General features: G+C 63.8%; 1 pseudogene. It reads right to left on the reverse strand.

The features are described 5' to 3' along the window. Window positions 1–356, reverse strand: a pseudogene (locus tag PI86_RS15620) (glycosyltransferase family 2 protein); the annotation flags it as partial.

Genomic DNA, 356 nt, shown 5'->3' on the forward strand with positions numbered 1-356 from the left:
ACGATCAGGGTCGTGGCGACACTGGCCAGATGCACGGTGCTTTCCATTGGAAGCGCCGGATGGGTTAGCCATTTGAAGAGCATATTCGCATCCAGGATCAACCCGAGCGCCGCGGTCGCGGCGCCGCCCAGCAGACACGCTTCCATCGCGAACGGTCCAGTGGCCCATCGGACGATACGCCCTCGCAGCGATGGATGCTTGTCGGCCATGATCACCTTGGCGAGCACGCCCATCGTGATGAAATTGAATCCGATCAGCGTCAGGACGCTGGCGAGCGCGAGAAAGTGCGGGCCCATGAAGTGTCCGAACAGGGTCGTCGGGCCGCCCGCCAGCAGACCGAGCAGCAGCAGGCCCGC

It is taken from the genome of Burkholderia sp. A9 (assembly GCF_000801975.1).